Here is a 26,201-nt window from a genome sequence, read left to right on the forward strand (position 1 = left end):
TTGACCTTCCCACAATGGCAAGCTTTAGGCTTTCTGATACCGAATAGTCAGGATGGGGAAGTCGTCATGAGTCAGTCAGAAAATCGTCACGACACGATAAGCTTACTTATTGAAGGTATGACCTGCGCGTCGTGCGTCGCTCGCGTTGAAAAAGGTATTAAGGCTGTGCCTGGCGTAACGGACGCTACGGTGAATCTGGCGACGGAGCGCGCCACCGTCCGCGGGACGGCGTCGGCGGAGGCGGTGATCGCGGCGATTGAAAAAACGGGGTATAAGGCGCGACCGATAGAGACGGCGGGGCAGGGCGAAGACGACTCTGAAGAGAAAAAAGAGGCCGAGCGCGTCAGGCTGAAGCGCGATCTGATTCTCGCCAGCGTGCTGGCGCTCCCCGTTTTTGTGCTTGAAATGGGCTCGCACCTTATTCCTGGTATGCACGAGTGGGTGATAAAAACGATTGGCCTGCAACAAAGCTGGTACTGGCAATTTGCACTGACCCTGTTGGTGCTGACGATCCCCGGTCGCCGTTTTTACCTTAAAGGGTTCCCGGCGCTGGCGCGTCTGGCGCCGGACATGAACTCGCTGGTCGCCGTGGGAACCGCAGCGGCATTCGGCTACTCGCTGGTGGCGACCTTTACGCCCGACCTGTTGCCTGAAGGGACGGTAAACGTCTATTACGAGGCCGCCGCAGTGATTGTCGCGCTTATTCTGCTGGGGCGCTTTCTGGAGGCAAGGGCGAAGGGGCGGACTTCCGAAGCGATTAAACGTCTGGTGGGGCTACAGGCGCGGGTCGCGCATGTGTTACGCGAGGGCCGCATCGTGGATATCACTGTCGACGAGGTTGTGCTGGGCGACTGTGTGGAGGTTCGGCCAGGCGAGCGGATCCCGGTTGACGGCGAAGTGACCGAAGGCCGCAGCTTCGTTGACGAGTCGATGATTACCGGCGAACCGATACCGGTAGAGAAATCCGCAGGAAGCGCGGTGGTGGGCGGTACCGTAAACCAAAAAGGCGCGCTCACGCTGCGGGCGACCGCCGTCGGCGGACAGACCATGCTGGCGCAAATCATTCGTCTGGTGGAACAGGCGCAGGGTTCAAAACTGCCCATTCAGGCCGTCGTGGATAAAGTGACGCTGTGGTTTGTCCCGATGGTGATGCTTATTGCTGCGCTGACCTTTGTGGTATGGCTGGCGTTTGGGCCGTCGCCTGCGCTGACTTTCGCTCTGATCAATGGTGTTGCGGTTCTGATTATCGCCTGTCCTTGCGCGATGGGCCTGGCGACGCCGACCTCCATTATGGTGGGAACCGGTCGTGGGGCGGAAATGGGCGTGCTGTTCCGTAAGGGGGAGGCGTTACAGCTACTCAAAGACGCTAAGGTGGTGGCCGTAGACAAAACCGGGACGCTTACCGAAGGCCGCCCGGTACTGACCGATCTCGACGTGGCCAGCGGCTTTGAGCGCCGTGAGGTGCTGGCGAAAGTCGCGGCGGTAGAATCGCGTTCAGAGCATCCGATTGCCCGTGCGATTGTCGTGTCGGCAGAAGAGGAAGGGATCGCGCTACCAGGCATGAACGGCTTCGAATCGGTGACCGGGATGGGCGTATACGCTACCGTTGCCGGTACACGTGTTGACGTGGGGGCCGATCGCTATATGCGCGAAATTGGCGTGGATATTAGCAGCTTCGCCACCACCGCCGAACGGTTAGGACAGGAAGGGAAATCGCCGCTCTATGCGGCTATTGACGGTCAACTGGCGGCGATTATCGCCGTGGCCGATCCGATCAAACCCAGTACGCCCGCCGCAATTAACGCTTTACATCAGCTCGGCATTAAGGTCGCCATGATCACTGGCGATAATGCCCGCACGGCACAGGCTATCGCCAGACAGTTAGGAATTGATGATGTGGTTGCCGAGGTATTGCCAGAAGGGAAAGTCGAGGCGATACGGCGCCTGAAAGCGGCGTATGGGCAGGTGGCGTTTGTCGGCGATGGCATCAACGATGCGCCAGCGCTGGCGGAGTCCGACGTGGGGCTGGCGATTGGCACCGGCACCGATGTGGCGGTGGAATCCGCCGACGTCGTACTAATGTCCGGCAACCTGCAAGGCGTGCCGAATGCTATCGCGCTGTCTAAAGCGACCATCCGCAATATCCACCAGAATCTGTTCTGGGCCTTTGCTTACAATACGGCGCTGATTCCTGTCGCGGCAGGCGCGCTATTTCCGGTCTGGGGCATATTATTGTCCCCGGTATTCGCCGCAGGGGCGATGGCGATGTCGAGCGTGTTCGTGCTGGGCAACGCTTTGCGGCTGCGCCGTTTCCGGGCGCCGATGGCAACCCCATCCGACACATCCACGACATGAGGAGGAGCGTCATGAACATCGGTAAAGCAGCTAAAGCATCGAAAGTCTCGGCCAAAATGATTCGCTACTATGAACAGATTGGTCTGATTCCCGCGGCAAGTCGGACGGATTCCGGCTATCGGGCCTATACCCAGGCTGATGTTAATCAATTGCATTTTATACGCCGCGCGCGCGACCTCGGCTTTTCAGTTGCTGAAATCAGCGACTTACTGAATCTTTGGAATAACCAGTCGCGGCAAAGCGCTGACGTCAAACGCCTGGCGCAGACGCACATTGATGAACTGGACAGACGTATCCAGAACATGCAGCACATGGCGCAAACCCTCAAAGCGCTGATTCACTGCTGCGCCGGCGACGCGCTGCCAGATTGCCCCATTCTGCATACGCTTGGACAACCTGACGATAGCGAGCCGGAGGCGCGTACCGGAGCGGTATTGCGCCGTCCTCGTCGCCACGGACTGGCAAAGCGTCTGTAAGTCCTGAGATTACGCTTGACCTTCCAACACTGGCAAGGCCCAGACTGGCAACAGTTCCCACACAAAAGGAGTTCACTATGCAGTTCCATATTGATGACATGACCTGCGGCGGCTGCGCCAGTACGGTAAAAAAGACGATTCTGACTCTCGATGCTAATGCGACGGTGAGAACTGACCCGGCGACGCGTCTGGTTGACGTTGAAACGTCGCTATCCGCGGAGCAGATTGCCGCCGCCCTGCAAAAGGCCGGTTTCCCGCCGCGCGAAAGGTAATCGTCAATGGCGATCGGTCTGGCGACAGGCCGGTCGCGATACGCTAGCCACGCTTCGCTTTTCTTTGCATGAGATAATCCCCATAAAAAGTGTGACAAATCATGTGCCAGTAAGCTTTGTTAATAATATGTAATGATTTGTCTATTTTTGCTAACATTTTACCTGCTATATACAAAAAGATAACAAATAAGTAGCGCAACGCTACCTTGTTACGTCGCTTTGACGACGGGAGCGCTCCAGCGTTTCGCCGCTTCAAAGCTTGATGTTATTTTTTGATGCAGGACACTACCTATGTACACCCCCCTGAACTGGACGACGACACAACGACATGTGGCGTTTGCCAGCTTTACCAGTTGGATGCTGGATGCGTTTGATTTCTTTATCCTTGTCTTTGTACTTAGCGATCTCGCCGAATGGTTTCACGCTTCCGTATCGGACGTTTCCATTGCGATTATGCTGACCCTGGCGGTACGTCCCATTGGCGCGCTGCTATTTGGCCGAATGGCGGAAAAGTACGGACGTCGACCGATACTGATGCTCAATATTCTGTTCTTCACGGTGTTTGAACTGCTTTCCGCCTGGTCGCCCACCTTCATGGCATTTCTGATTTTTCGGGTCATGTACGGCGTGGCGATGGGCGGGATATGGGGCGTTGCGTCATCACTGGCGATGGAAACCATTCCCGATCGTTCGCGTGGCCTGATGTCGGGCATTTTTCAGGCGGGCTATCCCTGCGGCTATCTGTTCGCCTCGGTTATTTTTGGCCTCTTCTACAGTATGGTAGGCTGGCGCGGTATGTTCCTGATTGGCGCCCTGCCTGTTGTCTTACTGCCTTATATCTGGTTTAAAGTGCCGGAATCCCCCGTCTGGCTGGCGGCCAGAGCGCGTAAAGAGAATACCGCGCTGCTTCCTGTTCTGCGCAAACAGTGGAAGTTGTGTCTGTATCTGGTGCTGGTCATGGCGTTCTTTAACTTTTTCAGTCACGGCACGCAGGATCTCTATCCTACCTTCCTGAAGATGCAGCATGGTTTTGATCCGCATCTGATCAGTATCATTGCGATTTTTTATAACATTGCCGCCATGCTCGGCGGTATTTTCTACGGTACGCTATCGGAACGTATTGGGCGTAAAAAAGCGATCATGATCGCCGCCTTTCTTGCGCTTCCGGTACTCCCGCTATGGGCATTTTCCAGCGGATCATTCACGATTGGCCTGGGCGCGTTCCTGATGCAGTTTATGGTGCAGGGCGCCTGGGGTGTCGTGCCGACCTGGCTGAACGAGTTGGTTCCGGCGAATGCGCGCGCCGTACTGCCAGGGTTTGTTTACCAACTGGGTAATTTACTGGCGTCGGTTAATGCGACGTTACAGGCCCGCATCGCGGAAACGCATGGTGGAAATTACGGGTTGGCAATGGCGATCGTGGCTGGCGCGGTGGCTATTTTAATCTGTGTATTTGTGGCATTTGGTCGCGAGACCCGGGGAGTCGTCATCTCCGGTACAGATAGCGACGCCCTCCCGGAGTCGGCCATCGGTCATCGCACGTAAACACTACGCTCCTGGCGCATACTGTCGCCGGGAGCACGCCTTCCCCCCGTCGTTTTCACGCCCTTTCAACGAACAACAAAGGTTAATGATGGCATCTGCCTTTCGTGACCATTACAATCATCGCTTACTTTTTTCTTTATAAGAAATTGATTGTTGGACCTTAAAATTATCAACGGAGCGAAGATATCATGTTGAAAGATAACCAAAAACACAACGAGTCTGTTGCCCCGAATAGCGCCTTTCTGTCTGAGTTACAACGTGCATTACCGGAATTTTTTACCGCCGATCGCTATAACGAGCAGGGCGAACTGATCGCGAAAGGCGGATTTGATCTCGCCAAATTTGAGCGCGCGCTGAAAGCACGTAATATTGATGAGCTGACTAGCGGTTATCAGATTGATTTTATTGGCAAAGATTACGCAAAAAAACAGGCGGGTGAAAAATCCGTTACCGTTATCGTTCCTGACGTGGAACACAATACTCTGGCAGAAAATAAAAACAGCCATAATCTTTTTCTGACCGGGGATAATCTGGATGTTTTACGCCATCTGCAAAATAATTACGCCGATACCGTCGATATGATCTATATCGATCCCCCTTATAACACCGGATCGGACGGGTTTGTTTATCCCGATCATTTTGAATATAGCGATCGGGCGTTGCAGGATATGTTTGGTCTTAATGATACTGAACTAGCACGTTTAAAATCCATTCAGGGTAAATCGACGCACTCCGCGTGGTTATCTTTTATGTATCCGCGTCTTTTCCTGGCCAGGAAGCTCCTGAAAGATACCGGATTTATTTTTATCTCTATCGACGATAATGAGTACGCCAATCTTAAATTAATGATGGATGAGATTTTTGGCGAAGGCGGATTTGTCACCAATGTGATGTGGAAGCGCAAAAAAGAGATTTCTAACGACTCTGATAACGTTTCCATCCAGGGGGAATACATTCTTGTTTACGCCAAAACCGGTCAGGGCGCTTTACGTTTAGAACCGCTTTCTAAAGAGTATATTCAGAAATCCTATAAAGAACCGACCGAACAGTTTCCAGAAGGGAAATGGCGCCCGGTGCCGTTAACGGTGTCAAAAGGGCTGAGCGGCGGCGGCTATACCTATAAAATTACCACGCCGAACGGTACGGTACACGAAAGACTATGGGCTTATCCTGAAGCCAGTTACCAAAAACTGGTGGCCGATAATCTGGTCTATTTTGGCAAAGATAACGGCGGTATTCCCCAGCGAGTCATGTACGCGCATCACAGTAAAGGGCAGCCAACGACCAATTACTGGGATAACGTAGCGTCGAATAAAGAGGGGAAAAAGGAGATTCTGGATCTCTTCGGCGACAACGTTTTTGATACGCCGAAACCGACCGCATTATTGAAGAAAATCATTAAGCTCGCTATCGATAAAGACGGCGTCGTTCTGGACTTTTTTGCCGGTTCCGGCACCACGGCCCATGCGGTAATGGCGCTGAATGAAGAAGATGGGGGGCAGCGCACGTTTATTCTGTGCACTATCGATCAGGCATTAAGCAATAACACTATCGCGAAAAAAGCAGGTTATAACACTATTGATGAAATCAGCCGCGAGCGAATTACACGCGTTGCGGCGAAGATCCGCGCCAACAATCCCGCGACCAATAGCGATCTCGGTTTTAAACATTATCGTTTTGCCACTCCGACACAGCAGACGCTGGACGATCTGGATAGCTTCGATATTGCTACCGGCCATTTTATCAATACCAGCGGTCAACTGGCCGCTTTCACCGAGTCAGGATTTACCGACATGATCAATCCTTTTTCCGCCAGAGGATTGGGCGTGCCGGGCGGCGCAAGCGGCGAAGAGACCTTATTAACGACATGGCTGGTCGCCGATGGTTATAAAATGGATATTGACGTACAGACCATTGATTTTTCCGGCTATTGCGCCAGGTATGTTGATAATACGCGCCTGTATCTGATTGATGAACGATGGGGAACAGAGCAGACCCGCGATCTTCTCAACCACATTGGTACGCACCAGCTTCCGGTTCAGACCATTGTCATTTACGGCTACTCTTTCGACCTTGAATCCATTCGTGAACTGGAAATCGGCTTAAAACAGCTTGATCAAAAAGTGAACCTGGTGAAGCGTTATTAAGAGGGGATGATGATGAATATTTTACTGGAAGAACTTCCCCATCAGGAACAGGCGTTAGCGGCGATTCTGGCGAGTTTCACCGGTATCGATCACGCGCAAGCCGATCATAATCACTATGCTAATCCGCTGATTAAGGAACGTTACGACGATAAGGCCAATATTGACGTTAAAATGGAGACCGGGACGGGTAAAACCTATGTCTATACCCGGTTGATGTATGAATTGCATCAGAAGTATGGCCTCTTCAAATTTGTGCTGGTGGTGCCGACGCCAGCCATTAAAGAAGGCGCGCGGAACTTTATTACCAGCGATTACGCCAGACAGCATTTTTCACAGTTCTACGAAAATACGCGGATGGAACTTTGCACCATCAACGCCGGTGATTTTAAAGTAAAGTCGGGGCGTAAAAATTTTCCGGCCCAGCTATTAAGTTTTACTGATGCCAGCCGTCGTGATAGCCATACGATTCAGGTTTTGCTGATCAATGCGCAAATGCTCAATTCCGCCAGTATGACGCGAGACGATTACGATCAAACGCTCCTGGGCGGGCTGACGTCGCCTGTTAAAGGGCTGCAAATGACGCGACCGGTGGTCATTATTGATGAACCGCATCGTTTTGCGCGAGATAACAAATTTTATCGAGCGATTCAGGCTATTCAGCCGCAAATGATCGTCCGCTTTGGCGCTACCTTCCCGGATATTGTCGAAGGTAAGGGTAAAAATAAATGTGTACGTAAAGATTACTATCGCCGGCAACCGCAGTTTGATCTCAACGCGGTGGACAGTTTTAACGATGGTTTGGTGAAAGGTATTGATATTTATTACCCGAATCTCCCCGAAGAACAGGCCAACAATCGTTATATCGTTGACAGCGTCACGGCAAAGAAATTAATCCTCCGACGGGGGAGCAAAATTGCCGAGGTTGGCGTGGGCGAAAATCTCGCCGATGTCGATGCAGGATTTGAGGGCAGTATTGAATATGCCGGCAGTAAAATGTTGTCGAACGATCTGGAGTTGGAGGCAGGGATGGCGCTGGTGCCAGGAACCTTTGGCGCGAGCTACCAGGAACTGATTATTCAGGACGCCATTGATAAGCATTTTGACACCGAGCAGGCAAATTTCTTACGCAGCAATGAGCCAGAAAATAATGCCCCGCGTATTAAGACCTTAAGCCTTTTCTTTATTGACAGTATTAAAAGCTATCGTGATGACGAAGGCTGGTTGAAAGTCACTTTTGAGCGTTTGCTGAAAAAGAAACTGACGCAACTGATTGACGAGTATCAGCGCAAGACCCTGCCGCGAGAAGTGGAGTATCTGTCGTTTCTGCAGGCCACGCTCGCCAGCCTGCACTCGGATAACCAAAACGTCCACGCTGGTTACTTTGGCGAAGACCGCGGAAGCGGCGATGAGGCGATCCAGGCTGAGGTAGATGATATTCTGAAAAATAAAGAGAAGTTGCTCAGTTTTTCAGACCATCACGGCAACTGGGAAACGCGCCGCTTTCTGTTTTCAAAATGGACGCTTCGCGAAGGCTGGGATAACCCGAATGTTTTTGTCATTGCTAAATTACGTTCTTCCGGTAGCGAGTCGAGCAAAATTCAGGAAGTGGGGCGCGGCCTGCGGCTACCGGTAGATGAAAACGGCCATCGCGTTCATCAGGAAGAGTGGCCGTCCCGACTGTCGTTTCTGATTGGTTATGATGAAAAAGCGTTTGCCAGTATGCTGGTTGATGAGATTAATCGCGACAGCAAAGTTCAGCTTAACGAGCAGAAACTGGATGAGGCGATGATCACTCTCATCGTCACCGAGCGGCAAAAAGTCGATCCTGCGTTTACGGAGCTTCGTTTGCTGGAAGATCTGGATGATAAAAAACTGATCAACCGGAGTAATGAGTTTAAACCCAGCGTCACGCTTAACGGGGAAACCAAAAGTGGTTTTGCGTGGCTACTGGAGTTCTACCCTGAGCTGACGCAGGCGCGGGTGCGAGCGGATCGCATTCGTGACAATAAGCCCGCCTCCCGACTGCGAGTCAGGTTACGCAAAGAGAATTGGGAACAACTTAGCAGTATCTGGGAGCAGTTTTCCCGCCGTTATATGCTGCAATTCGAGCGTAGCGGCGCTTCTCTGGAACAGATTGCCGCCGAGGTGCTGCGCGATCCGGCGCTGTATATACGCCAGAAGCCAAGCCAGGTGCAACAACGGCTGGTATCGAATGAAGATAATGGCCGTTTTGAAGTGGCGCAGCGGGAAGGCGAATTAGCCGCCAGCGAATTTATGGCAGGCATGAAATATGGCCATTTTCTTAAGCAACTGGCGTTACGCACCAGTCTGCCGGTTAACGTCCTGCACCCGGTGTTAATGGCGATGCTGCGTGATGTTTTGCACGGAGATTCACGCTATTTAAGCGAGATCTCGTTGGACAATATGACCCGCGCATTACAGACGCGGATTAATGCGCATTTTGCGCAGCGCCACGATTATCTGCCTCTCGATTTTCAGGCTTCAACGTCGGTATTTGATTCCACGGCACGGCAGTTCAGAGAGGAGATTAGCGCTGAAATTGTGGGAAAAAATGTGGATGAGAATGCGATAGACGATCCTCGTTCTCTCTATCAAATACCGCCGTTGCGTTATGACAGCGTCGATCCAGAATTGCCGCTATTAAAATACGATTATCCGCAACAGGTTTCTGTGTTTGGCAAACTGCCTAAGCGGGCCATTCAGATCCCCAAATATACGGGGGGCTCTACTACGCCGGATTTTGTGTACCGTATTGAGCGTCAGGACGCCGACAGCGTTTATTTACTGGTTGAAACTAAAGCAGAAAATATGCGCGTAGGCGATCAGGTTATTCTTGATGCGCAACGTAAATTCTTCGATATGCTGCGTCGGCAAAATATTAATGTCGAGTTTGCGGAAGCGACCAGCGCGCCAGCGGTATTTTCTACGATCAATGGCTTGATTGAGGGGAAGGCAAACTAACGGGTTTGAATGGACCTTAACGGTTATCTTTTTGATAGACCATATAAAATGGCCGCCGCGCAGCGAGCGTTGCGGTCATTCTCCCTGTACTAATCCCCCGTCCCGTAAACCGCGTTGACTTGAAGGTTATCGTTTTACGTCTATTCTTAACTTTCAGCTAAGCGTATTTTGCTGAAATTGCAAATAGTCTTGAAGACGCTGTTTTTTTGTTTTGCCGTTATTTTTATAACGGCCAGGTAGATATCGCCAAGTGAATGTAACTAAGGGAGACATGTTATGCTAAATAGATACTACCGTTTCGCTGTCGAAAAAGACGACCCCTCCGAAGCGCCAGAGTCGGGCGATAAGCCTGACAGCCAGCCGCAAAAAAAATCGTAATTTATCTGGATATTCCCCGACGTTTTTACGTTTGGGGAAAATAACCGTTTCGTTTCAACCTGGTTGCGAACAGTGAATATTTTACACGAAGTGACTATATATAAACGGGAGGGAACATGGAGTTTGATGCCTTCTTTTTAGCGAGACTCCAGTTTGCCTTTACCGTCTCTTTTCATATTATTTTCCCCGCGATTACGATTGGCTTAGCCAGTTACCTGGTGGTACTGGAAGGTTTATGGCTAAAAACGCGTAATCCTGTCTGGCGCTCGCTCTATCAGTTCTGGCTCAAAATTTTTGCCGTCAACTTCGGGATGGGCGTGGTCTCCGGTCTGGTCATGGCTTACCAGTTCGGAACGAACTGGAGCGGTTTCTCCCAGTTCGCCGGCAGTATCACCGGGCCTTTATTAACCTATGAAGTGCTCACCGCATTCTTCCTGGAAGCGGGATTCTTAGGCGTGATGCTTTTTGGCTGGAACAAAGTCGGGCCGGGCCTGCATTTCTTGTCTACCTGTATGGTGGCGTTGGGCACGTTAATGTCGACGTTCTGGATTCTGGCGTCTAACAGCTGGATGCATACCCCGCAGGGATTTGAAATTCATAACGGTCAGGTGGTCCCGGTGGACTGGTTCGCGGTGATTTTCAACCCGTCGTTCCCGTATCGCCTGTTGCATATGTCCGTTGCGGCGTTTTTAAGTAGCGCGATGTTTGTCGGCGCGTCCGCTGCCTGGCATTTACTGAAAGGTAACGATACGCCGGCTATCCGCCGTATGTTCTCGATGGCGTTATGGATGGCGGTCGTGGTGGCGCCCGTTCAGGCATTGATTGGCGATATGCATGGCCTTAACACCCTGAAGCATCAGCCGGTCAAAATCGCCGCGATTGAGGGGCACTGGGAAAATACGCCCGGCGAGCCAACGCCGCTTACGCTGGTAGGCTGGCCGGATATGGAGGCGGAACGGACCCGCTATGCGCTTGAGATCCCGGCGTTGGGCAGTCTGATCCTGACGCATAGCCTGGACAAACAGGTGCCTGCGCTAAAAGATTATCCCAAAGAGGATCGCCCCAACTCTACCGTGGTGTTCTGGTCTTTCCGTCTGATGGTGGGCATGGGCGTACTGATGATCTTCCTGGGGCTGGCCAGCCTGTGGCTACGCTACCGACGCCGACTGTATCATTCGCGGCCCTTTATGCACTTTGCGCTGTGGATGGGGCCGTCCGGGCTTATCGCCATCCTTGCCGGATGGGTGACGACTGAAGTAGGACGTCAGCCGTGGGTGGTCTATGGCCTGCTGCGAACGCGTGATGCGGTTTCCGCGCACAGCACCTTGCAGATGAGCATCAGTTTGCTGGCCTTCTTTGTGGTCTATTCCCTGGTCTTTGGGGTTGGCTATATTTATATGATTCGCCTTATCCAGAAAGGGCCGCAGCCGACGGAGACACCGACCGCTGAAACCGATGGCAGACCCGCGCGTCCTATCTCTGCCGTGGGAGAATCGCTTGAGCAGGAGAAACGCGAATGACCATCGATCTTCCGGTTATCTGGTTTGCTATTATCGTGTTCGCCACGCTGATGTATATCGTAATGGATGGGTTCGATCTGGGCGTCGGTATCCTGTTTCCGTTTATTCGCGATAAACACGATCGCGATGTTATGGTGAACTCGGTCGCGCCGGTATGGGACGGGAACGAAACTTGGCTGGTGCTGGGCGGGGCCGGGCTTTTTGGCGCTTTCCCGTTGGCTTATGCTGTCATCACCGACGCGCTGACTATCCCGCTGGTGGTTATGCTGCTTGGTCTTATCTTTCGCGGCGTCGCTTTTGAATTCCGTTTTAAAGCCACCGAGTCGCATCGCGCGTTCTGGGATAAATCCTTTATCGTCGGGTCAATCCTGGCGACCTTTGCCCAGGGGGTTGTGGTGGGCGCGGTGGTGAGCGGTTTTCAGGTGGAAGGGCGAACCTTTAGCGGTTCGCAGCTTGACTGGCTGACGCCGTTTAACCTGTTCTGCGGCGTCGGTCTGGTTGTCACCTACGCGCTGCTGGGCGCTACCTGGCTGATTATGAAAAGCGAAGATCCGCTGCATAGCCGGATGTGCGCGCTGTCGCGCCCGTTGTTGATCGTCTTGTTGTTGGTGATGGGAGGCGTCAGCGTGTGGACGCCGCTCACCCACGACGACATCGCCGAGCGCTGGTTCACGCTGCCCAATTTATACTACTTCCTGCCGGTGCCTGTGCTGGTGTTGGCTTTTAGCATCTGGCTATGGCGCAGCGTGAAAAAACCAGAATCCCATGCGCGTCCATTTATTCTCACGCTAGGGTTGATTTTTCTGGGGTTCAGCGGGTTAGGCATCAGTATTTGGCCGAATATTATTCCACCGGATATTTCGCTGTATGCCGCCGCCGCGCCGCCGCAAAGTCAAAGCTTTATGCTGGTTGGGGCGCTGATAATTATCCCGATTATTCTGGCTTATACCTTCTGGAGCTACTACGTCTTCCGTGGAAAAGTGCGACATGGAGAGGGATATCACTGATGGTTAAAGTGAAAAAATGGTCGCGGCGAGTCGTATGGATGGTCGCGATATGGTGCGCCAGCGTGCTTCTGCTGGCGGGCGTCGGAATGTTATTCAGACTGCTCATGACCTCCGCAGGATTTCGCTCCTGACTGATACCCCCCGGACGCGCTTTCATCTCTCGCGAAAGCGCGTTTTTATTGACAGATCGGCGTTTATCGATCACCTTTGCTCGCCTTATCTCTCCCCTCAATAGCGGTTGATAATTATTCTCATCTTTATTGTCGTTCCCGGGCCGCAGTGATATGGTTACACAGTGGCTAACGCTCTGGTATAACGCAGATAAACGGTATTGATAATGTCTCCGATCTCCTGTCACTCTTCCGCCGCCCCGGCGATGAAAAAGATCTTTTCCGTCAGCGACTTCATCGCGTTTGGCGAGCGTTATGGCATTGATTACCGCTTCCCTGCGTTACCGCAGTATACGCAGAGTAGTCCCGTACTTCATGGCGATATCGAAGAGATAGCGCTTCCCGGCGGGATTTGCATTACACGCTCGGATGTTCACGTGTTACAACCTTATGAAACCACCTCTCGCCATAGCAGTCCGCTGTATATGCTGGTGGTGTTGGAAGGTAACGTCGCGCTGGCTGTCAATGAGCAGACCTTTTTATTGAGCGCGGGGATGGCGTTTTGCTCGCAACTGAGTGAGCAGCAGACGATACGCGCCCATCACGGCGCAGACAGTAAATTGCGCACCTTGTCGCTGGGAATGTACCCGGACGGCGGATGGCGGGAGCGTTTGCCTGTCTCGCTGGCAGACGAGTGGGAACATCGCGCGGCCTCGGCGAGGGTCTGGCAGGTGCCGGAGTTTCTGCTTTCGGGGCTACGTTATGCGCAGCAGCCCGGACCTCATGCGGCGTCACGCCAGTTAATGCTGGAAGGCATCATGCTGCAATTGCTGGGCTATGCGCTAAATCTATGTCAGCCCGCAACGCAAAAACGCGGGCTTCCCGTCACCGGTGAATATCAGCGGCTGGAGCTCATTCGGCGTTTACTGGAGCAGACGCCGGAAAAAGCCTACACGCTGAACGAACTGGCGCGTCGGGCGGCAATGAGTCCGAGTAGCCTGCGGTGCAAGTTTCGCCATGCCTATGGGTGTACCGTGTTTGATTATCTGCGCGATTGCCGCCTGGCGCGCGCGCGTCGTTATCTGATGGAGGGATACAGCGTGCAGCAGGCCGCCTGGATGTCAGGCTATCAACATGCCACAAACTTTGCGACGGCATTTCGTCGGCGTTATGGCTGCTCGCCCGGCGAGCTGCGTGACGCGTCTCTGACGGCGTCCCGCCACTGTGCGTAACGCGCCCCGCCAGAGCGGTAATATCCGCCGCTAACCCGGTTTTCTGCCGCTTTGGGTGATTTTTTATCATTGCGCATAGGCAATCTGGCGTTACGCATAGTGGTCCGTTATCTCTAAAAGGTAATAATTCTTATTTACAATAAAGATGCCTTTGGAGATGTTCATGTTTGCGACAACGCGTATGGCGCTATTGATAGGCGGAGCTATCGGCGGCGCGACTTTTCCTCTTTTTGCCCAGGAAACCACAAAAAATGATACCGTCATTGTCACCTCGCCCGTTCAGAGTGGCGCGACTAAGCTGGCGACGCCAGATATTGAAACGCCGCAGTCGGTATCCATTATTACCCGCCAGCAGTTTGAAGAGCAGGGCGCAACCAGCGTGCGTCAGGCGGTCAGCTACACCCCAGGCGTATACAGTAATCAGATAGGCGCCTCTAACCGCTTTGATTACATCGTATTGCGTGGTTTTTCGGACGGTAGTCTGGATAACGTCTATCTCGACGGGTTAAAAATGATGGGCGACACCAATTCGCACAGTTCGTTGGTGGTTGACCCCTGGTTTCTGGAAGATATCGAGGTGGTACGCGGCCCGGCGTCCGTTCTGTATGGACGTTCATCGCCAGGCGGCATTGTCGCGTTGACGTCGCGAAAACCGGCGTTTGATGCCGGGGGAGAGGTGAAGCTGTTTGCCGGCAATCACAACCAGCGCGGGGCGGCTTTTGATGTGACCGGCCCACTGGATGACAATGAACGTGTGGCGGCGCGTCTTAGCGGCATGACACGTTACGCCGATTCGCAGTTTACCCCCTTGAAAGAGGAACGTTATGCGCTGATGCCGAGCCTGACCTGGCGAATTACCGATCGGACGCGTCTTGATCTTATGGCCTATCTGCACCGTGATCCGGAAGGCGGTAGCCACTCCGGACTGCCTTATCAAGGCACGGTTGTACCTTATAACGGCGGAAAAATTTCTAACACTTTCTTTGAAGGTGAAGATGACTACGACAAATACGATCGCCGTGAAAATATGGTGGGTTATAACATTGAGCATCTGTTCGATAACGGCTGGTCGGTACGGCAAAAATTGCGCTATTTGCATACTAAAGTGACGTTGAATCAGGTCTATGCCGCAGGTTGGTTGAATGAAACGGCGCTGAATCGCGGCTATTCCGGCTCCGGGGAGAAAATGTCGGCTATCGCGCTGGATAATCAGCTCGACGGCAGTGTGGATACCGGGGCGATTAATCATCGTCTGCTGGTGGGGATCGATTATCAGGATCGCAGTAATCATACTACTGGCTATTATGGCGCGTTTCCGCCGATTGACGCTTTCAACCCCGTTTATGGCGCTCAGCCGGATTACATTACGTTGTATAGCCGTGAAAAACATAAGCTGCGGCAGACCGGATACTATTTACAGGATCAGATGTCATGGGATCGATGGCGCTTTACGTTGGGCGGTCGTTACGATCGGGTCAGCGTGTCTAACATCGACAAACTTCATGATTCACGCAGCGATCTCGATAAAAACAACGTCAGCACCCGTGCTGCGTTGCTTTATCTGTTCGACAATGGCGTCGCCCCCTATCTCAGTTATTCTACCGCGTTTACGCCGACCAGCTTCGCCGACGAAAACGGCAATGTGCTGGAACCGATGAAAGGCAAGCAGTGGGAGGCGGGGGTAAAATACGAACCGCTGGGGGGGAACAGCCAGTTTAGCGCCGCCGTGTATCGTATTAACCAGACCAATATCGCGACCAAAGAAGAACCTACCGATCCGTACCGCTCGATTGGTGAAATTGAGTCTAAAGGGGTGGAACTGGAGGCCATTAGCCATTTGTCGGATAGCGTCCGTTTGCAGGCGGCGTATACCTATACTGATATCCGTTATAAGAAAAGTAGCCCGCAAGAGCAGGGTAAGCGCGCGGTTTATGCTCCACGGAACCAGGCCAGCGCCTGGCTAAGCTACGATGTGAAAAGCGGTCTGTTAGAGGGGCTGACTTTGGGCTCCGGCATCCGGTACGTCAACGGCGTGACCAGCGATCGCCTGAATACCCACACCTTGCCGTCCTATACATTGGTCGATATGGTGGTAGGGTATGATTTATCCAGCATTGGGTTAAATGGCTTGAGCGCCCAGCTCAACGTAAATAACCTGACGGACAAACGCTATGTCGCTGCCTGTAATTCGCTCTCTTATTGTTATTTTGGCGCCGAGCGTAGCATTGTAGGCAGCGTGTCATGGGCGTTTTGATAACGCTTATCGTCCGGTAGCAAAGGCTACCGGACAAACATTAGCGGTGCGTCACGCCTTCATAGAGAAGTCTGAGCGCAAACATCCCGATAATGGCGCCGATAACACGGCTGGCAATGCGCTGTATTCGTCCATAAGCGCGGCGGACTGCGGGGAGCGAAAAGGCCTGGCTGAGAAAAATACGCCAGATAACGGATGACAGCACAATTCCGGCCCAGGCCATTAACCTTGCCCATGTGGGCGTTTCTGCGCTAAGCGTTACGGAAAAAATACTGATAAAAAACAGTACGGTTTGCGGATTGGATAAATCGGTCATTAATCCCCGGCGAAAGAAAATTGTCCACGGGGCGGCAATCGGCGTCTGGAGCGTGCTCATTTGCGGCGTCGCCTGGTGGCGAATACTGTTCCAGGCGAACCATAATAAATAGGCGCCGCCGACAATTTTGATAAGAGAAAATACCGCTTCGCATTGCGTAATGAGCGTCGCCAGACCGAAAAGCCCCAGCCCGGAATAAAAGGCGTCTCCCGTGGCGACGCCCAGGCCGGTGATGACTCCCGCCCGGCGTCCTGATGCGAGGCTGGTTTGCACCACCACAAACAAATTCGCGCCGGGATTAAAAAAGGTTAACACAAACAGACTGACGGTAAGCACAACGGCGTGAAACGGCTCCATAGACAACTCTTCCCATAGCCTCAAGAAATAACGTTCATCTTATTAATAGTCAAACCAGATGATTGCGAGTGAGATCACAAAGCAGGGGCGTTTTAATCCGCGTTGTTACGCCGACTGAGCGGGGGCTGACTGGATTTTTCCAGCAATCTACACTACTTATTTAATCAGTCCGAACGGCCTTTTTGTTCTGATAAAGCGATGATGGCGTAATAATAAAACGAGGGTTTTGCTATGAAAACTGGCTACAAGGTTATGCTTGGCGCATTAGCGTTTGTCGTGACAAACGTTTATGCCGCAGAAATCATGAAAAAAACGGACTTTGATAAAGTCGCCTCCGAATACACGAAAATTGGCACGATTTCCACCACCGGGGAAATGTCGCCGCTGGACGCCAGAGAAGATTTAATCAAAAAGGCGGATGAAAAAGGGGCGGATGTGGTGGTGCTGACGTCCGGGCAGACAGAAAATAAAATTCATGGTACGGCTGATATTTATAAAAAGAAATAAAAGCGTTGCATCATAAAAATACCCGCCTGGGTTTCCGGCGGGTATTTTTATTCCTGGCAACCGGCATCCGTTTTGCCGGATGACGGCCTGCAGTAAACGTAGCGCCATCAGGCATTCAGGACGCGGTCATTTGTCTTAATTATCCGACTGGTCTTTGGCACCAGCTTTTAAACGACGCCACAGAGTGGTGCGGCTAATCCCCAGATAACGCGCCGCGGCGCTCTTATCGCCCTTAAAGCGCGCCAGTACATCCTGTAACGCGTTCGCATCCACGGTTGAAGGCGTCAGCTCTGCTGTGTTCACCATAAGCTCAGGTAATAACTGCCGCATAAATTGCCTGTCCAGCGTTGGCGCGGGATCGACGCTTAAAAAAAGCGCCAGGCGCTCCATCATATTACGCAGTTCGCGAATATTACCGGGCCAGCGCCAGGCCAGCAAAAGCGGCTGACACTGTGTCAATCCATGACGTATCGATTCGGTAAACGGAATTTCCATCGCCGCCAGCGACTGTTTTAAAAAGCTTTCCGCCAGCGGCAAAATATCAGCCTGCCGCTCGCGCAAAGGAGGAAGCGTCAGACGCAGAATACTCAGGCGATAAAAGAGATCGGGGCGAAAACGTCCTTGCATTATCTCCCGATCCAGATCGCAATGCGTAGCGCTGATCACCCGGACCTCCACCGGGATCGGCTGGTGTCCGCCGACGCGAGTGACGGCTTTTTCCTCCAGTACGCGCAAAAGTCGGGTTTGTAACGGCAAGGGCATTTCGCCGATTTCATCCAGAAACAGCGTGCCGCCGTGTGCGATTTCAAACAGCCCCGCCCGGCCTCCTCGTCGTGAACCGGTAAACGCGCCCTCTTCATAACCAAACAGTTCCGCCTCCAGCAATGACTCGGTAATCGCGCCGCAATTGACGGCGACAAAGGGAGGGGATGGCTTATTCTGACGGTGAGGCTGGCGGTGAAAGAACGTCTGGTGAATCGCCTGCGCCGCCAGCTCTTTTCCGGTCCCTGTTTCCCCCTGAATCAGCACTGCCGCACGGGAGCGAGCATAGAGCGTAATCGTCTGGCGGAGCTGCTCCATTTGCGGCGACTGGCCGCGTATATCGCCCAGTTCATACCGGGTTTGTAATCCCTTGCCGGATGGGTAATCCACGCGCTGGCGCCGTGTCAGACGGGTCATATCCAGCGCATCATGGAAAGCCTGACGAACGGTCGCCGCGGAATAAATAAAGATGGCGGTCATTCCCGCTTCTTCCGCCAGATCGGTAATTAATCCCGCGCCGACGACGGCTTCAATACCGTTGGCCTTAAGTTCGTTAATTTGCCCGCGCGCGTCCTCTTCGGTGACATAGCTTCGCTGTTCAAGACAGAGGTGAAACGTTTTCTGAAAGGCAAGTAAAGCCGGAATGGTCTCCTGATAGGTCACGATACCGATAGACGAGGTGAGCTTTCCCGCTTTCGCCAGCGCCTGTAATACATCGAATCCGCTGGGCTTGATGAGGATCACCGGTATTGACAGGCGACTTTTTAAATAGGCCCCATTCGAACCCGCCGCGATAATCGCGTCGCAGCGCTCGGTCGCCAGTTTTTTGCGAATGTAGGTCACCGCCTTTTCAAAGCCGAGTTGAATAGGCGTGATGGTCGCCAGATGATCGAATTCCAGGCTGATATCCCGAAACAGTTCGAACAGACGCGTTACGGAGACCGTCCAGATCACCGGTTTATCGCTATTATCGCGCGGAGCGCTGTGAGCAGTCGTCATCGCAGTAGGCTCATCTTTAAGGGGCGATTTTTTGTTTTAAACGCGTTTCATAAATGTTGCAATGAAACAGGGTGATTCGTTTCATGAAACGTTAGCTGACACGTTTTTCTTTTCCCTTAATCGCGTTTATTCATAACAGGAATGACTGTAATTACCTGTTTTTAAATCTCATTGTATTTAATTTTCTCGCAGCCTCTTTGCCTGGCATAGCCTTTGCTTTGGTGAATACATTCTGAGTAACAATTTACTAACATGAGGACGAGATATGTCTTTACATTCGCCGGGGCAGGCATTTCGCGCCGCGCTCGCTAAAGAGAATCCATTACAAATTGTCGGCGCTATCAATGCTAACCATGCTCTGTTGGCCCAACGGGCCGGGTATCAGGCTATCTATCTTTCTGGTGGCGGCGTAGCGGCGGGCTCGCTCGGACTGCCGGACCTGGGGATTTCGACGCTGGATGATGTGTTAACCGATATCCGGCGCATCACGGATGTTTGCCCGCTGCCGCTGTTGGTGGATGCGGATATTGGCTTTGGTTCCTCCGCCTTTAATGTCGCGCGGACGGTAAAGTCCATAGCCAAAGCGGGCGCCGCCGCGCTGCATATTGAAGACCAGGTTGGCGCTAAGCGCTGTGGACACCGTCCCAACAAAGCGATCGTCTCGAAAGAGGAGATGGTAGACCGAATTCGGGCGGCAGTGGATGCGCGCACCGATCCGAACTTTGTGATCATGGCGCGTACCGATGCGCTGGCGGTGGAAGGGCTGGAGGCGGCTCTCGATCGCGCGCAGGCTTACGTGGACGCGGGGGCTGACATGCTGTTCCCGGAGGCGATCACCGAGCTGTCGATGTACCGCCAGTTCGCCGACGTGGCGCAGGTGCCGATCCTCGCCAACATCACTGAGTTTGGCGCGACGCCGCTGTTTACGACCGACGAGTTGCGCAGCGCAAACGTGGCGATGGCGCTCTATCCGTTGTCGGCGTTTCGCGCCATGAACCGCGCCGCAGAAAAAGTCTATACCGTGCTGCGCCAGGAAGGGACGCAAAAGAACGTGATCGACATCATGCAGACCCGCAACGAGCTGTACGAAAGCATCAATTACTACCAGTTCGAAGAGAAGCTGGACGCGCTGTACAGGAATAAAAAATCGTAGCCTGTAGGCCTGATAAGGCGAAGCCGCCATCAGGCAATGCCGGATGGCACTACGTTTAACCCGCCTACGGTACGGCCTACACGCCTCAATACCCTACACATTACAATAATGACGAGGACAATATGACAGACACGACGATCCTGCAAAACAACACGCATGTCATTAAGCCCAAAAAATCGGTCGCGCTTTCCGGCGTACCTGCCGGAAATACCGCTCTGTGTACCGTGGGAAAAAGCGGTAACGATCTGCACTATCGCGGTTACGACATTCTCGATCTGGCGGAGCACTGCGAATTTGAAGAAGTCGCGCATTTACTGATCCACGGAAAATTACCGACCCGCGACGAGCTGAACGCGTATAAAAGCAAATTAAAAGCGCTGCGCGGATTACCCGCCAATGTCCGTACCGTTCTGGAAGCGTTACCGGCGGCCTCGCACCCGATGGACGTGATGCGTACCGGCGTTTCCGCGCTGGGCTGCACCCTGCCGGAAAAAGAGGCACATACCGTCTCCGGCGCGCGCGATATTGCCGATAAGCTGTTGGCCTCGCTCAGCTCTATCCTTCTTTACTGGTATCACTACAGCCACAACGGCGAACGTATTCAGCCGGAAACCGACGATGATTCCATCGGCGGCCATTTCCTGCATCTGCTGCACGGTGAAAAGCCAACCCAAAGCTGGGAAAAGGCGATGCATATTTCGCTGGTGCTGTATGCCGAGCATGAGTTCAACGCCTCGACGTTTACCAGCCGGGTGATTGCCGGAACCGGCTCGGATGTCTACTCCGCGATTATCGGCGCGATTGGCGCGCTGCGCGGCCCGAAACACGGCGGGGCGAATGAGGTGTCGCTGGAAATTCAACAGCGTTATGAAACGCCGGACGAGGCAGAGGCGGATATCCGTAAACGCGTGGAAAACAAAGAGGTGGTGATTGGCTTTGGACATCCGGTTTACACCATCGCCGACCCGCGCCACCAGGTGATCAAACGGGTGGCGAAACAGCTTTCAGAAGAAGGCGGCTCGCTGAAGATGTACCACATCGCTGACCGTCTGGAAACGGTGATGTGGGAGACAAAAAAGATGTTCCCGAATCTCGACTGGTTTTCGGCGGTCTCCTACAACATGATGGGCGTCCCTACCGAAATGTTCACCCCGCTGTTTGTCATCGCCCGCGTAACCGGCTGGGCGGCGCACATTATTGAACAGCGTCAGGACAACAAGATTATTCGCCCCTCTGCCAACTATACCGGGCCGGAAGATCGCCAGTTTGTCTCGATAGACGATCGTTGCTAACTCACTCTTATTAAAAATAAAACGCAGGAAACGTACCCTATGTCTACCCAAGAACTGAACATCCGCCCGGAATTTGACCGCGAAATCGTCGATATCGTGGATTACGTGATGAACTACGACATCACCTCAAAGGTGGCGTACGACACCGCGCATTATTGCCTGCTCGACACGCTCGGCTGTGGTCTGGAAGCGCTGGAATACCCGGCCTGTAAAAAATTGCTTGGGCCGATCGTGCCAGGCACGGTGGTGCCCAACGGCGCACGCGTGCCGGGCACCCAGTTTCAGCTCGATCCGGTACAGGCAGCCTTTAACATTGGCGCGATGATCCGCTGGCTCGATTTTAACGATACCTGGCTTGCCGCCGAGTGGGGCCATCCTTCTGATAACCTGGGCGGTATTCTGGCGATTGCTGACTGGCTGTCACGCAACGCCGTCGCCGCCGGCAAAGCGCCGCTGACCATGAAACAGGTATTGAGCGGGATGATCAAAGCCCATGAAATTCAGGGCTGCATCGCGCTGGAAAACGCCTTCAACCGTGTCGGGCTTGATCATGTGCTGCTGGTCAAAGTGGCCTCGACCGCGGTGGTCGCTGAAATGCTGGGGCTGACGCGCGATGAGATCCTCAACGCGGTATCGCTGGCGTGGGTGGATGGCCAGTCGCTGCGTACCTATCGTCATGCGCCGAATACCGGTACGCGCAAATCCTGGGCGGCGGGCGATGCGACTTCGCGCGCGGTACGTCTGGCGCTGATGGCGAAAACCGGCGAGATGGGCTATCCCTCGGCGCTCACCGCCAAAACCTGGGGCTTCTACGACGTTTCATTCAAAGGTGAAACGTTCCGTTTCCAGCGTCCTTACGGCTCCTACGTGATGGAAAACGTGCTGTTCAAAATTTCTTTCCCGGCAGAATTCCACTCGCAAACCGCCGTCGAAGCGGCGATGACGCTGTACGAGCAGATGCAGGCCGCGGGCAAAACGGCAGCGGATATCGAGAAAGTGACCATCCGTACCCACGAAGCCTGTCTTCGCATTATCGATAAAAAAGGCCCGCTCAATAACCCGGCGGACCGCGATCACTGTATCCAGTATATGGTCGCCGTGCCGTTGCTGTTCGGACGGTTAACCGCGGCGGATTATGAAGACGAGGTGGCGCAGGACAAGCGTATTGACGCCCTGCGCGAGAAAATCGTGTGTTATGAGGACCCGGCTTTTACCGCCGACTATCACGACCCGGAAAAACGTGCTATCGGCAATGCGATCACCGTGGAGTTTACTGATGGCTCACGCTTTGGCGAGGTTGTCGTGGAGTATCCGATTGGTCATGCGCGTCGCCGCGCCGACGGTATTCCGAAGCTTATCGAAAAATTTAAAATTAACCTGGCGCGTCAGTTCCCGACTCGCCAGCAGCAACGCATTCTGGATGTCTCCCTGGACAGAGCCCGCCTGGAGCAGATGCCGGTTAACGAATACCTCGATTTATATGTCATCTGAGCCAGCCAGCAATAAGGCGTAAGTTCAACAGGAGAGCGTGATGTCTTTTAGCGAATTTTATCAGCGTTCCATTAACGAACCGGAGGCGTTCTGGGCCGAGCAGGCCCGGCGTATCGACTGGCGACAGCCGTTTACGCAGACGCTGGATCATAGCCGTCCACCGTTTGCCCGCTGGTTTTGCGGCGGCACCACTAACTTATGTCATAACGCCGTCGACCGCTGGCTGGATAAACAGCCGGAGGCGCTGGCGCTGATTGCCGTCTCATCAGAGACCGATGAAGAGCGCACATTTACCTTCAGCCAGTTGCATGATGAAGTCAACGCTGTGGCCGCTATGCTGCTGTCGCTGGGCGTGCAGCGTGGCGATCGCGTATTGGTCTATATGCCGATGATTGCCGAAGCGCAGATAACGCTGCTGGCCTGCGCGCGCATTGGCGCGATCCATTCGGTGGTCTTTGGCGGTTTTGCCTCGCACAGCGTGGCGGCGCGCATTGACGATGCCAGACCGGCGCTGATTGTGTCGGCGGATGCCGGAGCGCGGGGCGGTAAAATCCTGCCGTATAAAAAGCTGCTCGATGACGCTATTGCGCAGGCGCAGCATCAGCCGAAACACGTTCTGCTGGTGGACAGAGGGCTGGCGAAAATGGCGTGGGTGGATGGGCGCGATCTGGATTTTGCCACGTTGCGCCAGCAGCATCTCGGCGCGAGCGTGCCGGTGGCGTGGCTGGAATCCAATGAAACCTCGTGCATTCTTTACACCTCCGGCACTACCGGCAAACCGAAAGGCGTCCAGCGCGACGTCGGCGGTTATGCGGTGGCGCTGGCAACCTCGATGGACACCATTTTTGGTGGCAAGGCGGGCGGCGTATTCTTTTGCGCATCGGATATCGGCTGGGTCGTCGGCCACTCCTATATCGTTTACGCGCCGCTGCTGGCAGGCATGGCGACTATTGTTTACGAAGGACTGCCGACGTACCCGGATTGCGGGGTCTGGTGGAAAATTGTCGAGAAATACCAGGTTAACCGGATGTTTTCCGCTCCGACCGCGATTCGCGTGCTGAAAAAATTCCCGACGGCGCAAATCCGCAATCACGATCTCTCCTCGCTGGAGGCGCTTTATCTGGCCGGTGAGCCGCTGGACGAGCCGACGGCCAGTTGGGTGACGGAAACGCTGGGCGTACCGGTCATCGACAATTATTGGCAGACGGAGTCCGGCTGGCCGATCATGGCGCTGGCCCGCGCGCTGGACGACAGGCCGTCGCGTCTGGGAAGTCCCGGCGTGCCGATGTACGGTTATAACGTCCAGCTACTCAATGAAGTCACCGGCGAGCCCTGCGGCATAAATGAAAAGGGAATGCTGGTGATTGAAGGGCCGCTGCCGCCGGGCTGTATTCAGACTATTTGGGGCGACGATGCGCGTTTTGTGAAGACTTACTGGTCGCTGTTTAACCGTCAGGTTTATGCCACTTTCGACTGGGGGATCCGCGACGCCGAGGGGTATTACTTTATTCTGGGCCGTACCGATGATGTGATTAATATTGCGGGTCATCGGCTGGGGACGCGAGAAATAGAAGAAAGTATCTCCAGCTACCCGAACGTAGCGGAAGTGGCGGTAGTGGGGATAAAAGACGCTCTGAAAGGGCAGGTAGCGGTGGCGTTTGTCATTCCGAAGCAGAGCGATACGCTGGCGGATCGCGAGGCGGCGCGCGACGAGGAAAACGCGATTATGGCGCTGGTGGACAACCAGATCGGTCACTTTGGTCGTCCGGCGCATGTCTGGTTTGTCTCGCAGCTCCCCAAAACGCGTTCCGGAAAGATGCTTCGCCGCACGATCCAGGCGATCTGCGAAGGCCGCGATCCGGGCGATCTGACAACCATTGACGATCCCGCGTCGTTGCAGCAAATTCGCCAGGCGATCGAGGAATAGCCGTAAGCCGGATAAGCCGCGTCCGGCAACGGGTTAGACTCAGCGACTGAATAGTGGGGTGTAAAGTCGGGAAAGGGCGGCGGCAGCGCGCCGCCCTGTAACAGAATTAACGCAGAATATTTTTCTCAGCCAGATCCAGCGCGAAGTAACTGAAAATCAAATCGGCGCCGGCGCGTTTAATCGAGCCCAGACTTTCCAGCACGACCTTTTCTTCATCGATGGCGCCAGCCATAGCAGCAAATTTAATCATGGCGTATTCACCGCTCACCTGGTAAGCGCCAAGCGGCAACTCTGTGCGTTCGCGGATTTCACGCAGCACGTCCAGATACGCGCCGGCCGGTTTCACCATTAAGCAATCCGCGCCCTGGGCTTCGTCGAGCAGTGATTCGCGAATCGCTTCACGGCGGTTCATCGGATTCATTTGATACGTCTTGCGGTCGCCTTTTAACGCGGTACCCGCTGCTTCACGGAAGGGGCCGTAGAAAGAAGAGGCGAACTTAGTGGAGTAGGACATTATTGCCGTATCGGTAAAACCGGCGGCATCCAGCGCCTGGCGGATAGCTTGGACTTGTCCATCCATGGCCGCGGAGGGCGCAATAAAATCTGCTCCAGCCGCCGCCGCGATAACGGCCTGCTTGCCGAGGTTGGCCAGCGTCGCATCGTTATCCACGCCGTGTTCGCACAACACGCCGCAGTGGCCGTGCGAGGTGTATTCGCAGAAGCAGGTGTCGGACATGACGATCATCTCCGGCACGGTTTGCTTACAGATGCGGGACATTCTTGCCACCAGGCCGTCTTCTTTCCAGGTATCGCTGCCGGTGTCATCAGTATGGTGAGAAATGCCGAAGGTCATAACGGAACGAATGCCAGCATTTGCGATACGTTCAATCTCTCGCGCCAGCTGCTTTTCCGGGATACGCATTACGCCGGGCATGGCATCAATAGCTTTGTAATCGTCGAGTTCTTCTTCAACAAAGATCGGCAACACCAGGTCGTTCAGGCTAAGTGTTGTCTCTTCAAACATAGCGCGCAGCGCAGCGGATTTGCGCAGGCGGCGAGGGCGATGGATAAGGTCTGTCATGGTCTGCCTGATGTTTGTGGAATCGAAGGCCCAGTATA

General features: G+C 53.7%; 20 protein-coding genes and 1 pseudogene. 18 read left to right on the forward strand and 3 right to left on the reverse strand.

What is annotated here, in order from left to right:
* The first annotated feature begins 66 nt into the window (after positions 1–66).
* The 13 genes and pseudogenes from golT to foxA all read left to right on the forward strand — a co-directional run bounded on the left by golT (position 67) and on the right by foxA (position 16,278).
* Positions 67–2,355 carry a gold/copper-translocating P-type ATPase GolT gene (gene golT, locus ACLJQJ_RS00460; RefSeq protein ID WP_063809056.1) on the forward strand — a complete coding sequence of 763 codons (2,289 nt, stop codon included), beginning with the start codon at positions 67–69 and terminating at the stop codon, positions 2,353–2,355.
* 11 nt (positions 2,356–2,366) lie between these two features.
* A complete protein-coding gene (golS, locus tag ACLJQJ_RS00465; RefSeq protein WP_001020583.1) occupies positions 2,367–2,831 on the forward strand; it encodes an Au(I) sensor transcriptional regulator GolS in 465 nt (154 codons plus the stop codon).
* A 77-nt stretch (positions 2,832–2,908) separates the two neighbouring features.
* Positions 2,909–3,103, forward strand: coding sequence for a gold resistance metallochaperone GolB (golB, locus tag ACLJQJ_RS00470; RefSeq protein ID WP_001159470.1), 195 nt, complete (start codon positions 2,909–2,911; stop codon positions 3,101–3,103).
* A 291-nt stretch (positions 3,104–3,394) separates the two neighbouring features.
* Positions 3,395–4,648: an MFS transporter gene (locus tag ACLJQJ_RS00475; RefSeq protein ID WP_000288502.1), complete on the forward strand. Its 1,254-nt coding sequence runs from the start codon at positions 3,395–3,397 to the stop codon at positions 4,646–4,648.
* A gap of 188 nt (positions 4,649–4,836) precedes the next feature.
* Positions 4,837–6,795, forward strand: a complete 1,959-nt coding sequence (locus ACLJQJ_RS00480) for a site-specific DNA-methyltransferase (RefSeq protein ID WP_023204768.1) — start codon at positions 4,837–4,839, stop codon at positions 6,793–6,795.
* A 9-nt stretch (positions 6,796–6,804) separates the two neighbouring features.
* Positions 6,805–9,777 carry a type III restriction-modification system endonuclease gene (locus tag ACLJQJ_RS00485; protein WP_077942322.1) on the forward strand — a complete coding sequence of 991 codons (2,973 nt, stop codon included), beginning with the start codon at positions 6,805–6,807 and terminating at the stop codon, positions 9,775–9,777.
* Positions 9,778–10,053: 276 nt separating this feature from the next.
* The gene (gene ssaA, locus ACLJQJ_RS00490; RefSeq protein WP_000934834.1) at positions 10,054–10,155 is read left to right on the forward strand and encodes a small effector SsaA; all 102 of its coding nucleotides are present in this window, start codon (positions 10,054–10,056) and stop codon (positions 10,153–10,155) included.
* A 116-nt stretch (positions 10,156–10,271) separates the two neighbouring features.
* A complete protein-coding gene (locus tag ACLJQJ_RS00495) occupies positions 10,272–11,675 on the forward strand; it encodes a cytochrome ubiquinol oxidase subunit I (protein WP_061379777.1) in 1,404 nt (467 codons plus the stop codon).
* Positions 11,672–12,682, forward strand: coding sequence for a cytochrome d ubiquinol oxidase subunit II (gene cydB / locus ACLJQJ_RS00500; RefSeq protein ID WP_000151045.1), 1,011 nt, complete (start codon positions 11,672–11,674; stop codon positions 12,680–12,682). The genes ACLJQJ_RS00495 and cydB overlap by 4 nt, the downstream gene beginning before the upstream one ends.
* The gene (locus ACLJQJ_RS00505) at positions 12,628–12,813 is read left to right on the forward strand and encodes a DUF2474 domain-containing protein (protein WP_305954967.1); all 186 of its coding nucleotides are present in this window, start codon (positions 12,628–12,630) and stop codon (positions 12,811–12,813) included. The genes cydB and ACLJQJ_RS00505 overlap by 55 nt, the downstream gene beginning before the upstream one ends.
* Positions 12,732–12,924 (forward strand): annotated as a pseudogene (locus tag ACLJQJ_RS00510) (hypothetical protein). The gene ACLJQJ_RS00505 and the pseudogene ACLJQJ_RS00510 overlap by 82 nt, the downstream one beginning before the upstream one ends.
* Positions 12,925–13,019: 95 nt before the next feature.
* A complete protein-coding gene (gene foxR / locus ACLJQJ_RS00515) occupies positions 13,020–14,024 on the forward strand; it encodes a ferrioxamine uptake transcriptional regulator FoxR (RefSeq protein WP_000074598.1) in 1,005 nt (334 codons plus the stop codon).
* Positions 14,025–14,169: 145 nt separating this feature from the next.
* Positions 14,170–16,278 (forward strand): ferrioxamine B receptor FoxA, encoded by a 2,109-nt coding sequence (foxA, locus tag ACLJQJ_RS00520; protein WP_001127717.1) that lies wholly within the window; start codon positions 14,170–14,172, stop codon positions 16,276–16,278.
* A 40-nt stretch (positions 16,279–16,318) separates the two neighbouring features.
* On the opposite strand, the gene ACLJQJ_RS00525 is transcribed toward foxA, so the two are convergent.
* The gene (locus tag ACLJQJ_RS00525) at positions 16,319–16,951 is read right to left on the reverse strand and encodes a LysE family transporter (RefSeq protein ID WP_000433131.1); all 633 of its coding nucleotides are present in this window, start codon (positions 16,949–16,951) and stop codon (positions 16,319–16,321) included.
* Between the two features lie 231 nt (positions 16,952–17,182).
* On the opposite strand from ACLJQJ_RS00525, the gene yahO reads away from it, so the two are divergent.
* Positions 17,183–17,458, forward strand: a complete 276-nt coding sequence (gene yahO, locus ACLJQJ_RS00530) for a DUF1471 family periplasmic protein YahO (RefSeq protein ID WP_000848026.1) — start codon at positions 17,183–17,185, stop codon at positions 17,456–17,458.
* Between the two features lie 135 nt (positions 17,459–17,593).
* Here yahO and prpR read toward each other — a convergent pair whose 3' ends face one another.
* Complete coding sequence (prpR, locus tag ACLJQJ_RS00535) at positions 17,594–19,219, reverse strand: propionate catabolism operon regulatory protein PrpR (RefSeq protein ID WP_063809057.1); 1,626 nt, start codon at positions 19,217–19,219, stop codon at positions 17,594–17,596.
* A 265-nt stretch (positions 19,220–19,484) separates the two neighbouring features.
* Here prpR and prpB point away from each other — a divergent pair, with 265 nt between their 5' ends.
* From prpB to prpE, 4 genes are all read left to right on the forward strand, one after another.
* Complete coding sequence (gene prpB, locus ACLJQJ_RS00540; protein WP_000052223.1) at positions 19,485–20,372, forward strand: methylisocitrate lyase; 888 nt, start codon at positions 19,485–19,487, stop codon at positions 20,370–20,372.
* Between the two features lie 122 nt (positions 20,373–20,494).
* Positions 20,495–21,664: a 2-methylcitrate synthase gene (gene prpC / locus ACLJQJ_RS00545; protein ID WP_063809058.1), complete on the forward strand. Its 1,170-nt coding sequence runs from the start codon at positions 20,495–20,497 to the stop codon at positions 21,662–21,664.
* Positions 21,665–21,703: 39 nt separating this feature from the next.
* The gene (locus ACLJQJ_RS00550; RefSeq protein ID WP_000107076.1) at positions 21,704–23,155 is read left to right on the forward strand and encodes a bifunctional 2-methylcitrate dehydratase/aconitate hydratase; all 1,452 of its coding nucleotides are present in this window, start codon (positions 21,704–21,706) and stop codon (positions 23,153–23,155) included.
* A gap of 40 nt (positions 23,156–23,195) precedes the next feature.
* Positions 23,196–25,082, forward strand: a complete 1,887-nt coding sequence (gene prpE / locus ACLJQJ_RS00555) for a propionate--CoA ligase (protein ID WP_020839543.1) — start codon at positions 23,196–23,198, stop codon at positions 25,080–25,082.
* Between the two features lie 106 nt (positions 25,083–25,188).
* Here prpE and hemB read toward each other — a convergent pair whose 3' ends face one another.
* The gene (gene hemB / locus ACLJQJ_RS00560) at positions 25,189–26,163 is read right to left on the reverse strand and encodes a porphobilinogen synthase (protein WP_000130724.1); all 975 of its coding nucleotides are present in this window, start codon (positions 26,161–26,163) and stop codon (positions 25,189–25,191) included.
* Positions 26,164–26,201 lie beyond the last annotated feature (38 nt).

Origin of the sequence: Salmonella sp. SAL04202 (assembly GCF_046550775.1) — a bacterium.
GTDB classification, from domain to species: Bacteria; Pseudomonadota; Gammaproteobacteria; order Enterobacterales; family Enterobacteriaceae; genus Salmonella; species Salmonella enterica.

Coding starts and splice junctions, on each gene's coding strand:
- golT (WP_063809056.1), top strand. CDS start 67: ATGAGTCAGTCAGAAAATCGTCACGACACGATAAGCTTACTTATTGAA.
- golS (WP_001020583.1), top strand. CDS start 2,367: ATGAACATCGGTAAAGCAGCTAAAGCATCGAAAGTCTCGGCCAAAATG.
- golB (WP_001159470.1), top strand. CDS start 2,909: ATGCAGTTCCATATTGATGACATGACCTGCGGCGGCTGCGCCAGTACG.
- ACLJQJ_RS00475 (WP_000288502.1), top strand. CDS start 3,395: ATGTACACCCCCCTGAACTGGACGACGACACAACGACATGTGGCGTTT.
- ACLJQJ_RS00480 (WP_023204768.1), top strand. CDS start 4,837: ATGTTGAAAGATAACCAAAAACACAACGAGTCTGTTGCCCCGAATAGC.
- ACLJQJ_RS00485 (WP_077942322.1), top strand. CDS start 6,805: ATGATGAATATTTTACTGGAAGAACTTCCCCATCAGGAACAGGCGTTA.
- ssaA (WP_000934834.1), top strand. CDS start 10,054: ATGCTAAATAGATACTACCGTTTCGCTGTCGAAAAAGACGACCCCTCC.
- ACLJQJ_RS00495 (WP_061379777.1), top strand. CDS start 10,272: ATGGAGTTTGATGCCTTCTTTTTAGCGAGACTCCAGTTTGCCTTTACC.
- cydB (WP_000151045.1), top strand. CDS start 11,672: ATGACCATCGATCTTCCGGTTATCTGGTTTGCTATTATCGTGTTCGCC.
- foxR (WP_000074598.1), top strand. CDS start 13,020: ATGTCTCCGATCTCCTGTCACTCTTCCGCCGCCCCGGCGATGAAAAAG.
- foxA (WP_001127717.1), top strand. CDS start 14,170: ATGCCTTTGGAGATGTTCATGTTTGCGACAACGCGTATGGCGCTATTG.
- ACLJQJ_RS00525 (WP_000433131.1), bottom strand. CDS start 16,951: ATGGAGCCGTTTCACGCCGTTGTGCTTACCGTCAGTCTGTTTGTGTTA.
- yahO (WP_000848026.1), top strand. CDS start 17,183: ATGAAAACTGGCTACAAGGTTATGCTTGGCGCATTAGCGTTTGTCGTG.
- prpR (WP_063809057.1), bottom strand. CDS start 19,219: ATGACGACTGCTCACAGCGCTCCGCGCGATAATAGCGATAAACCGGTG.
- prpB (WP_000052223.1), top strand. CDS start 19,485: ATGTCTTTACATTCGCCGGGGCAGGCATTTCGCGCCGCGCTCGCTAAA.
- prpC (WP_063809058.1), top strand. CDS start 20,495: ATGACAGACACGACGATCCTGCAAAACAACACGCATGTCATTAAGCCC.
- ACLJQJ_RS00550 (WP_000107076.1), top strand. CDS start 21,704: ATGTCTACCCAAGAACTGAACATCCGCCCGGAATTTGACCGCGAAATC.
- prpE (WP_020839543.1), top strand. CDS start 23,196: ATGTCTTTTAGCGAATTTTATCAGCGTTCCATTAACGAACCGGAGGCG.
- hemB (WP_000130724.1), bottom strand. CDS start 26,163: ATGACAGACCTTATCCATCGCCCTCGCCGCCTGCGCAAATCCGCTGCG.